8 protein-coding genes and 1 pseudogene are annotated in these 10,023 nt (G+C 62.2%); 4 read left to right on the top strand and 5 right to left on the bottom strand.

Annotated elements, in window-relative coordinates:
• Window positions 1-281 precede the first annotated feature (281 nt).
• From M3461_19420 to M3461_19405, 4 genes and pseudogenes are all read right to left on the bottom strand, one after another.
• Window positions 282-407 (bottom strand): annotated as a pseudogene (locus M3461_19420) (methylated-DNA-protein-cysteine methyltransferase).
• A gap of 406 nt (window positions 408-813) precedes the next feature.
• Window positions 814-2,256, bottom strand: coding sequence for an aldehyde dehydrogenase (locus M3461_19415; GenBank protein MDQ3776366.1), 1,443 nt, complete (start codon window positions 2,254-2,256; stop codon window positions 814-816).
• Window positions 2,257-2,264: 8 nt separating this feature from the next.
• The gene (locus M3461_19410; GenBank protein MDQ3776365.1) at window positions 2,265-2,687 is read right to left on the bottom strand and encodes a PIN domain-containing protein; all 423 of its coding nucleotides are present in this window, start codon (window positions 2,685-2,687) and stop codon (window positions 2,265-2,267) included.
• Window positions 2,688-3,042: 355 nt separating this feature from the next.
• Window positions 3,043-3,831: an SDR family oxidoreductase gene (locus tag M3461_19405; GenBank protein ID MDQ3776364.1), complete on the bottom strand. Its 789-nt coding sequence runs from the start codon at window positions 3,829-3,831 to the stop codon at window positions 3,043-3,045.
• 503 nt (window positions 3,832-4,334) lie between these two features.
• Here M3461_19405 and M3461_19400 point away from each other — a divergent pair.
• From M3461_19400 to M3461_19385, 4 genes are all read left to right on the top strand, one after another.
• The gene (locus M3461_19400; protein ID MDQ3776363.1) at window positions 4,335-4,943 is read left to right on the top strand and encodes a hypothetical protein; all 609 of its coding nucleotides are present in this window, start codon (window positions 4,335-4,337) and stop codon (window positions 4,941-4,943) included.
• The gene (locus tag M3461_19395) at window positions 4,909-5,337 is read left to right on the top strand and encodes a hypothetical protein (protein MDQ3776362.1); all 429 of its coding nucleotides are present in this window, start codon (window positions 4,909-4,911) and stop codon (window positions 5,335-5,337) included. Before M3461_19400 ends, M3461_19395 begins: the two co-directional genes overlap by 35 nt.
• Window positions 5,338-5,372: 35 nt before the next feature.
• Window positions 5,373-5,666, top strand: coding sequence for a DUF3175 domain-containing protein (locus tag M3461_19390; GenBank protein ID MDQ3776361.1), 294 nt, complete (start codon window positions 5,373-5,375; stop codon window positions 5,664-5,666).
• 479 nt (window positions 5,667-6,145) lie between these two features.
• Window positions 6,146-7,588 (top strand): acyl--CoA ligase, encoded by a 1,443-nt coding sequence (locus tag M3461_19385; protein ID MDQ3776360.1) that lies wholly within the window; start codon window positions 6,146-6,148, stop codon window positions 7,586-7,588.
• 791 nt (window positions 7,589-8,379) lie between these two features.
• Here the strand turns inward: M3461_19385 and M3461_19380 are convergent.
• Window positions 8,380-9,237: a hypothetical protein gene (locus M3461_19380; protein MDQ3776359.1), complete on the bottom strand. Its 858-nt coding sequence runs from the start codon at window positions 9,235-9,237 to the stop codon at window positions 8,380-8,382.
• Between the last annotated feature and the right edge of the window lie 786 nt (window positions 9,238-10,023).

Raw genomic sequence — 10,023 nt, 5'->3', positions numbered from 1 at the left:
AGCGCAGTGCGGGCAGGCCATGGGTCTTGCAGTTGACTTCCGCTTTGCTATACTTCATAAGAAGCGGTCTCCTTCGGGTATGCGGTTGTTTTCACAAGCACATTATACCGCGAAGTGCAGACCGCTTCCTAGTCTTTCTGATCATGAGACCAGTTATTTTACTTAAAGGCTGGATATCACCGGTGGTGATATCCAGCGCAACGCTACAAACTCGCTGCAACCCTGTCTTCTACGCCCTTTCCTGACGATCCACGTGGAAGTTTATGCAACTGGAGGGTTTAAACACCGGTGGTCCGCACCGAGTAGTAGAACACGGTGTCTGCAGCGGGGTCGCGCCGCACGACCGCAGCCCATTGATCAACCTCTGTCACAAACAGAGTCGAAGCCGGCTCGCGCTCGATCGCCACGAACAACCCCCACCACGAATAACCGCCGCTGGCCAACTCACGTACTGACCCGACCGAGCCCATTTATAGTGGAGGCCTGTAGGCCTCGGCGTCCATTTCATGCGCCGTGCAGGCCGGTCGGCCCCTCCAGTTGAGAAAGATGGGCTAGCGCGCTGCCGGTAGGCGAGCTGCGAGCCATGCCCGTCGAGCAGGCGGAGCTCCGCCGTGCGTTCGGGTAGTCGGCGGTGATGATGAGATCGAAGTGGGCAGGCATGGCGAGGAGAGAAATGGGAGAACGATAGTTGCGGAATGTCACGTCATCGGGGCACTCTTGTTCCGGTCCCGGACACGCCCGCACCCGCAACACGGCGGCCGCACGCGATGCACGCGGAGGTCTTGGCGGCGCTCTGAGTCGCGCACGCCGATACTACAGCTTGATGCACACGTTCTTGGCCTCGGTGAAAAACCGCATAGTCTCGAACCCGCCTTCGCGGCCCACGCCCGAGTGCTTCATGCCGCCGAAAGGGGTGCGGAGATCGCGGAGCAGCCAAGTGTTGACCCAGACCACCCCGCTGTCGAGCCGTTGTGCGATCCGGTGGCCGCGCTGCAGATCCCGCGTCCAGACCGAGGCCGCAAGCCCGAATTCCGTGCCGTTGGCCTCTGCGAGCACCTCGTCCTCATCATCGAAGGGCAGGAGGCAGGCGACCGGCCCGAAGATCTCCTCGCGGTTCGTGCGGCATTCGTGGGTAAGCCCCTCGACGATGGCGGGCTTCACGAAATAACCGGCCTCGCAACGCCCCGGTACCGTGACGCGTACGCCGCCCGTGAGGATCCGACCCCCCTCTTCGCGCGCGAGTTGGACGTACGACAGGACCTTTTCGAGATGCGCCTCTGTGACGAGCGCCCCTTGCTCGGTATCCTCGGAGAGTGGGTCACCCAGCCGAAGCCCCTCGGCCCGCGCCACCAGTTCCCGCTTGAACGGCTCGTAGATCGATCGTTCGACGAAGATCCGCGAGCCGCACAGGCACACCTCGCCCTGGTTGGCGAAGGCGGCGCGTAATGCCCCATCGAGCGCTTGCTCCCAATTGCAGTCGGCGAACAAGATCGTCGGGTTCTTGCCGCCGAGCTCGAGCGAGAGCTTCTTGAACTGCGGTGCGGCGACACTCGCAATCGCGGCACCGGTCTTGGTGCCGCCCGTAAACGAGATCGCCTTGATCGCCGGATGCGCGACTAGCGCTTGGCCGACGCTCGGTCCCGACCCGTGGACGATGTTCAAGACCCCTCTGGGCAACCCCGCCTCCATGCAAATCCGCCCGAGCCAATAGGCCGTCATGGGCGCCAGCTCGGAGGGCTTGGCAATCACAGCGTTGCCGGCCGCAAGCGCCGGTGCGATCTTCCAGCTCAGGAGATACAGCGGCAGGTTCCAGGGCGAGAGGCAGGCGACGACGCCGAGCGGATCGCGCAGGGTGTAGTTGATCGCGGCCGTCCCCATACCGTGGGACTCGCTCGCGAACTGAGTGACGGCATGGGCGAAAAAGCGGAAATTCGCCGCGGCGCGCGGGATATCGACCTGGCGCGCGAGGCCAATCGGCTTGCCCGTATCGATGCTCTCGGCTCGGGCCAGGGCCTCGGCCTTTACTTCGATCCCTTCGGCAATGCGCAGGAGGAGCCGCGAACGCTCTTCTACCGTCTGCCTCGCCCAGCCCAGAAAGGCCCCGCGCGCCGCCGCGACGGCGGCTTCCAGATCCACCGCATCGGATTCCGGGACGAGGGCATAGGGCCTCCCCGTCGCCGGCTCGATATCATCGAGGTAACGGCCCGCGGCCGGGGCCACGAGCTTGCCGCCGATGTAGTTCGCGATGGTGATCACGGCTGGGTTTATGTGAGATCCGGAATGATCGTGAACCCCTGTCCGCGCCCCGAGAGATAAGTAGCGAAGTCGCGGCGATCGAGCGTGAAAACCCGTCGGATGTTCTCGCGCTCTGCCATCCGCACGAGCGACGCATCCGCAAAATCCATCGGCCGGTCCGCATATTTGCGCATGAGCGCGCGGATAGGCGGCAAGTCTTCTGCCCCGAGCGCCAAGACGTGCAGTGCGCCGCGTTCGATCATCTGGAGCAAGGCATCTTGGGCGCCCGGCGAAAAGCCCAGCAGGTACATGGCCTCCGTGATGGGTATCCAGGTCGTCAGCAAGGGTTCCCGCAGACCCTTCAGCGCTTCGACACAGCGTACGTGATCGCGGTCATTGCGCTGCAGGATCGCGACTAGCGGTCCCGCGTCGGTCAAGACACCTGCCGTCACAGACCCGGCGGTCGAGCGAGCATCTCCCGAAAGGCCTGCTTGTGATGCCGAGCGAGGTCCTGTGGCCCTCCACGAGCAATACCCACGAGGTCAGAAATAAGGGCGTGGGGGCCCTCCCCACCCTGGCCTGCACCATCATCGGCCAGGCGTAACAAGGCAGCGCGGAGTACAGCCGACTTGGTCTCCTTGCGGCTATGGGCCAAGCGGGCTAGCAACGCTTCCGTGTCTGAGTCTAGTCGTACACTGGTCGGCATGTGGGCAACCCTCACTATGTAGTACTATAGTGTACTACAAGACGAACGGGTCGGCGAGGCCGCTTCCGCAAGCCGGTCGCGATCCCGGTCATCGAACGACGTCACAGGCACTGCGTGCGACCACCGTCCACGGGCAGGCTCACGCCGCTGATATAGGCCGCGGCCGGGGAGGCCAGGAAGGCGACGGCAGAGGCCAACTCCTCGGGCTCGGCGAATCGCCCGAGCGGGATCGCGGCCCTCTCCTCCGCCTCGATCTCGCAAACCGGCTCACCGCGAGCCTGGGCCCGGCCCTCGAAGACAACGGCCAGCCGCCCTGTTTTCGTCGATCCGGGCAGGACATTGTTGACCGTGATCCCGAAGGGCCCGAGCTCCCCCGCGAGCGTCTTGGCCCAGCTCGCCACCGCCCCGCGGATGGTGTTCGACACCCCGAGCCCCCTGATCGGCTGGCGCACCGAGGTCGAAATGATGTTGATGATGCGGCCGTAGGCCGCGGCCTTCATTCCGGGAACGAGCGCCTGGACCAGGACCTGGTTGCAGACAAGGTGCTGGGTGAACGCCGCGACATAAGCCCCCGGATCGGCCTCCGAGGCCGGCCCGGGCGGCGGGCCGCCCGTGTTGTTCACGAGGATATGAACAGGGCCGGACTCGGCGAGAAACCCCGTCACCACGGACCGCACCGCTTCTGGTCTGCGGAAATCGGCGACCAGGACCCGATGCGCCTGGCCGCGCGCCGCATCGAGCATTCTCCGAACCCGCTCGAGCCCCTCCCCGTCCCGCGCCAACAACCCCACCTCCGCCCCGAGGCCCGCCAGCTCAATGGCCACCGCCCGCCCAATCCCCTGGCTGCTCCCGCACACCAGCGCCCGTCGAGTGCCGAGATCGATATTCATTGCCTTCCCATCCGGCTCCTGACTACAGCAGCCCCGGTCTTCCCGCCAGCCCGTGATGGTAGTCGATAAGGCAGAAAACTCAATGCCGCTCGCCGTGCAAGCGCAGTGCGCCTGGCATGCCAGTTCGCCGTCGATCCCCGCCCCCGCGGTAAGTTCGAACCACCAACGACCGCCAGCGAGCATCGGCACATCGCAATGCCCTGGACCCCAACCTTGGCGCCCACCGATGGCGCACGGATCTACGAAGTGGCTCGCCCCCCGTTCTCGTCCTGGCCGCGCCATCACTCACCTCGGTGACGCCTCCACCACGATACGACACGGCGCCTAGCTTTCCCGCCTAAACCCCTCACCGCCCCGCCGCCTATCCTTCGAAGACCCTCCAAAGCGATTGATGCGAAGAGTGCTACACTTGTTCAATGGGCCGGGTGGCGTGCGGCGACATAAGGGATCGGCATCGATAGCAGGATGGGCCTATTATGTTCCTTACAGGGACAGAGGGTGAAATGATCGGCGAGCATTCCAAAACCAGCGACGTATTGCTCGAACTGGTGGGGAGAGCCATCAAGGCCGTTGCCGACCATATGGAAATTGAGTACGAAAACGGTCGGGAGGAGGTCTTTGCCGTCAGCTCAGCGATTGGCGTCGGTATCGCCAGTTTGGATGCCAAGAGCGAGGAGGCGCGCTTGCTGCGCGAGGAGTTGTACGCCATCGCCAAGAAGAAGCGGATCGGCCGCATCTTCGGGTGCGCATACGCCATGCGGGTGCAGATTTATGACAGCTTCGGCGAGGATGCGTTTCGCGTCACGATCAAGCGGACGCCAGGAGGCAGCCCCCCTGTGTCAAGTCGGGCTCGTACCGTCTCTACTCCCGGAAGAAGGATCCGAAAACGCGGAAGCGAAAGAATCTCGGAACATTCGATACACGCGAGGAGGCTGAACGGCACGAGCGTGCCGTGCAGTACTTCAAACGCCACTCGTAGGTTAACGCGGCATCATTGCAATGAGGAGGTGAACCATGGCGACGCGAGCACAGGCGGCGACGGCGAATATCAAGAAGGCGCAAAAGACATGGCGACCGATGTCGTCACGAGCGCGCGCCACGGCCCAACCTGAGGGTCGCGGGCGTGCGAAAGCGGGAACTACCGGTCGGGGCGAGTACTACCATATCGAGGTCAGGCCCAAGTCGGAGTTCACCACCTTCCGCACGCAGGACGTGGGAGACAAGGGCGGCATTGAGCGCGTGGCCGGCAAGCGCAGCAGCCGCTCGTGGGATACACAGAAGTGGCTCATCAGCAAAAGCCACGCACATGTGGAAGATGGGCGCATCGTTGCCGACACAAGCGATGCGAAAGAGGTCTTGCGCGACCTCGGCTCCAAGCCTCGGCACGTTGCGGGCGACAGATTCAAAGCGAGCCCGCGACCCGATGTGCCGGAACGAGAAAAGCCCACTGCAGCACAGCGAAGGGCGCGGCGCCAGAACATACGGAAAGCGCAGGCTGCGAGATAGGCCGAGTGACGGCAGCGTTTCTCAGGGGTTGAGCCATGGGCAGCGTCCGCTCCAAGCGTAGCTACTGGTCGGGGAACGTAACCCGGCACAGCAACGCGCTTGATCTCGAACCGAGCGTTTTCACTTCGTGCAGTGCCCGGGAAATAGCATCTTCTCTCAAGCGTTCAAGCGAGCGCAGCAGGCGGCGCAAAGGCACGCCCTACCAGTCCGCGATGTCGATGTTGAATTTCTATATAAACCGGGCGGGCAGGAACCTTTCTAAACAACGACGCGTGGTTCTGGAGCGCGCCAAGAAAGAATTGAGGAAGGCATTTGGACGCGCTACCTGAAAGGGTTGCAAATGGAGCCCGCATACGTGAGTAAGTACTTCACAATGGCGCTTGCCGAGAGTAGTGCCGTGGGAATACTGCCCATCTGCATAGTAAGGACCCGATTCCCCTAAAAAGCGCGTCCGTCGCGTCGCCGTCCTACCTGATCGCGCGGGCGTCAGATTTGTCTTCAGGGCGGCATGGTGCAATCCAAAGGGCAATTGCTCGCCAACCGCGCTCCAGGCATCCATCGATAATATAAGCCCCATCCGCGGCTGAACAAGTCGATTCCAGAGGGTGCGTGTCTGGCTTTTGGCTGCAACTTGCTGCATGGAGGATCGATGCCCTCTCGATTCGAAGACCGGTACCAAGCGGGTAGGGTGCTCGCATCGAAAGACGATCTATCTGAACTCAGTAAACAACGAGTATGCTATCGCAAGACCCGACCTCATCCTCGATCCAGACGGCCTGGCGCACGGGCTGCGTGATGTGACACCACTATGGCCGGCGCGCTGAACGTTGCCGATCTGATCGCAGCCCGCGTCGCCGCCGAGCCGGCGCGGCCCGCACTGCTCCATTCCGGCGGCACGGAGAGCTATGGCGAATTGCTCGCGCGCGGGGATGCGATCACCGCCAGGCTGCGCCCGGTGCTGCACGGCCCGGCGCCGCGCGTCGCGCTCCTTTGCCCGAACGGCCCGGACTACGTGGTGTTGGCCCTCGCCATCCTGCGGACCGGCGCGTGCCTGGTGCCGGTGGCGGGCGAGCTGGCGGTGCCTGAGCGCGTGGCGCAGCTCGCGCTCACCGCGCCCCTACTGATGCTGGCCGCCGGTCCCGAGCAGTGGCTGCCGGCGCCGGGTGTGGCGGAGGCGATCGCTGGGATCCGATTTTCCTGGTGTGCGCTCGACCTCGCGGCGGCGTTTCCGGAGCATCGCTTCGCGGCGCTCCATCCCGCCTTCGTGCGCTTCAGCTCGGGCACTACGGGCGATCGCAAGGGGGTCCTTTTGAGCCACGAGACGCTGCTCGCGCGGGTGCGCTCGGCCAACCGCCGGCTCCGGATCACCTTCGCGGACCGGGTGCTGTGGACGCTGCCGATGGCGCATCACTTCGCCGTTTCGGTCATGCTCTACCTCATCGAAGGCGCGGGGATGGTGATCGCGGACTCCCCTCTCGCCGGCGATCTGCTCACCGCGGCACGCACCCACGGTGCGACGGTGTTCTACGGGTCGCCCTTTCACCTTGCGCTCTTGGCGGCGGAGGACTCGGCGCGCGCGTGGCCGGCGTTGCGTCTCGCCGTCGCCACTGCGTTCGCGTTCCGCGAAGCGACGGCGGTCGCTTTCCAGCGGCGCTATGGCATCTGGCCGGCCCAGGGTTTCGGGATCGTCGAGGCGGGGCTACCGCTGCTCAACACCGACGCGGCACAAGCGAAACCGCAAAGCGTGGGGCGGCCGGACGATTGCGCGGTGCGTTTATGCGATGAGAGCGGCGCGGAGGTCGCGCCGGGCGAGATCGGCGAGCTGTGGCTCCGCGCGCCCGGCATGTTCGACGCGTATCTCGCGCCGTGGTGCGAGCGCGCGGCCGCCACGGACGACGGCTGGTTCGCCACCGGCGATCTCGCGAGTCAGGACGAGGACGGCCACGTCTTCCTGCGCGGGCGCCGCAAGTCGGTGATCAACTTCGGCGGGATCAAGTTCTTTCCGGAGGAGGTCGAGGCGGTGCTCGACGCGCATCCCGATGTGCGCGAGAGCCGGGTGAGCGGTCTGCCGCACGAACGCTGGGGCGCCGTAGCGGTGGCCGAATTCGTCGCGCGCGACGTCGCAAGCCCGCCGACGGCGGTCGTGCTCGGCCAGCACTGTCGGGAACGACTCGCAGGCTACAAGGTGCCGGCGCGATTCCGCCTGGTCGCGGCGCTGCCGCGCACGCCGAGCGGGAAGCTGCGGCGATGAAGCGTGCGAAGACCTGGGTCTTGCGTTCCTGTTCGAGCGTTCTATTAGTGTGGCCCGGAGGCCAACCCGACCTTCCCGCCACGCGGTCGAGTCGGCGATGTTAGCGGTCCGATGTCACGCCGTTCTTAAAGACGTTTGGCCGTCACCTTGACAAAACGGCAGTCGGAGCTATTGGCCCGGCCTTACAGAAGCAATAAGAGCAGCATGACGGGGTAACGGCGCGCGGCGAGGCGGGCCGGCCGCGGTTAGACGCTAATGTCACGGGCCAAGCCACCGCTGACCAGGGAGAGCCGTCATTGTAAAAATATCCGAGCCTGCCCCTTTAGGCCTTTCTGGCCTACCCTCGAACATTCCTTCCCTTGCGCTCCAGATACTCTAGGCGAGACATGAGCAATCCAGTCTCGATCCAGTTCCTGTCGCTGCGATGGACACTGGACAGCGATTGTCTTAGAAAGCCTATCTGCCGCCGTGCCAAATTAAGCAAAGCCGGAGATGCTTTTAAATACGCCCACGCAAGCTGCATAGCGCACCTAACGCGATCCACGCCCAGCGATTCCGCCTTGCCTAGTGATACTTCACATTGCCGAAACTCACCTAACCTCGACTCGACAATGCCTCGCGTAAACCAAACCTCGCCCTCATTGGGCAAGAGCTCCGTAGCCCGCTTGGTTTGACTTAAAGCGGCCTTATTGTCTCTGATGTCATGAAAGAGAAGGTAGGCAAACCGGTCAAAGAGCCATCCATTACTTGAGTCGACCAAGATCGCTTGCTGATAGAGTCTAAGGGCTTCTTCATTTTTTCCATCTTTTCGCGCCTGGTACGCTGCCTTGGCAAGAGGGGTGCGGAATGCAGAAGGAATCCTGTCTCCAGTGAACGACTGCACAGCCTGCATGTAGCGACCATGACTGTCGCCGCGCTTCTGAAATTTCGTCCGACGATGGACTATTGACCCCTCCCACCGCCACGACCCTCTCCTTCGCGAACTTCAAAAAGATCGACGAGAAGCTAATTTCGATTCCATTGTTGATTCGCACAGTAGACGCAATGCCGCTCGACTCTTCCAAGGCCTCTTCCGCAGAGTGCACCGAGACCCCCGCGATCTCGCAGCAGATCGTCAACTGACGCGCATCATGGACATCTCCAACGCGAGTCATTAGCAAAAGCAGGCGCTTCATCTCAGCCGAGTAACGCCCCCATGCATCTGCGAACAGGAAGTCCCCAAGGTCGCGGCGCAGCATTGTCGCAACGCGATTTCTCGCCAGCTGTAGCGTGGCCGTTGTGGGATCGGTAAGCGCCTGAAGGAAAGCCTCAAGAACCAAGGGGCGGCATTCAAGATCAGCGACCAATGATCGCAGATCGCCGGCGGTCGCACGCTGTATCGCCTTTAGCCCCAATTCGGCAGCACGTTCTTTCAGCAGCGCCACTGCTTCCGACGACTTCAGGGGTGTCACAGCAATTGGCGCAGCTTCAATAACCTCACGTCGCCGTGAGGTAATGATTACTCTGCCAACACGCCGAGCAATTTCTTTCAGCTCTTTGCCCAGTATTTCGATATCACGGTCCGAGCTGATAAGTGTTTCTGAGTTGTCAACAATGATTAGATGATCGGAGCGCTTGATGTCCGCTTCCCTCGCCATCAACTGCTGCAAACGCACCGCCGCCTGAGCGACATAGCCTGTAAAAGTCCTGGGGCGGGAGTCGGCTAAGCAGCAGCAGATGCAAATGGGCTAACAGCCCCAACAAGTGAGGCTGCCCCGCGGAAATTAGCTGGACCCCATCGAGCCCCCACCGCCATTTCTTGGCGGTATAGAAACTAATTACCTTTGGCTTCCATTCGCACTGGATATCAGGATCTTCTTCCAAGAACCGGTGCATGAATTCGAGCACCAACGTTGTCTTTCCAACACCGCCATCACCAAACACTAGGCAGGTCCGCGACTCCTCGTCATTCATACAGTCTGCAAGGGCTACTTGTTCTTCCTTTCGCCCCTTAAAGCTCTCCGTTGTGCGGTCAGGCAGGTAACAAAGGGGAGACCAGGTGTTAGACCACTGCTCTAGCCTGGGAGCAGAGGCTGCGTTAAGCGCCGAAAAGTAATTCTCGGTTTCAAACTTCGCGTGTTTTCTACCCTTCTGACGGTCGATGAACTGTACATCGACTCGCAGCCTATTCCGATCTAGCACCTTAATTTTGCGAATAAGAGCAGGCTTGATCGAACAACCTCAGGAACTGTAACGCAACCGTGTTTCCATCGGGGGGCCGACTACAAGCCGTCCGTCAGGGCTTAAGGATGGCAGTAGAGAACCCAGATCAGTAGTGTCCGACAGGTTTCAAAGCAAGATCAGCTGGTTACTGGAGATGGTCGGTTCTTCGATTGGCGCCATATCGGTAAGCAACTAAAGCAAAGGCATTTGCTCGAAAGGCGTCACGCTCAGGA

Source organism: Pseudomonadota bacterium (assembly GCA_030860485.1).
Lineage (GTDB): Bacteria > Pseudomonadota > Gammaproteobacteria > JACCXJ01 > JACCXJ01 > JACCXJ01.
This window is presented reverse-complemented; position numbering and strand designations above follow the sequence as displayed.

Bases quoted from the DNA above. Each gene is read 5' to 3' on its own strand.
- M3461_19395 (MDQ3776362.1), top strand. From the start codon at position 4,909: ATGTCGTCACGAGCGCGCGCCACGGCCCAACCTGAGGGTCGCGGGCGT.
- M3461_19405 (MDQ3776364.1), bottom strand. From the start codon at position 3,831: ATGAATATCGATCTCGGCACTCGACGGGCGCTGGTGTGCGGGAGCAGC.
- M3461_19390 (MDQ3776361.1), top strand. From the start codon at position 5,373: ATGGGCAGCGTCCGCTCCAAGCGTAGCTACTGGTCGGGGAACGTAACC.
- M3461_19385 (MDQ3776360.1), top strand. From the start codon at position 6,146: ATGGCCGGCGCGCTGAACGTTGCCGATCTGATCGCAGCCCGCGTCGCC.
- M3461_19400 (MDQ3776363.1), top strand. From the start codon at position 4,335: ATGATCGGCGAGCATTCCAAAACCAGCGACGTATTGCTCGAACTGGTG.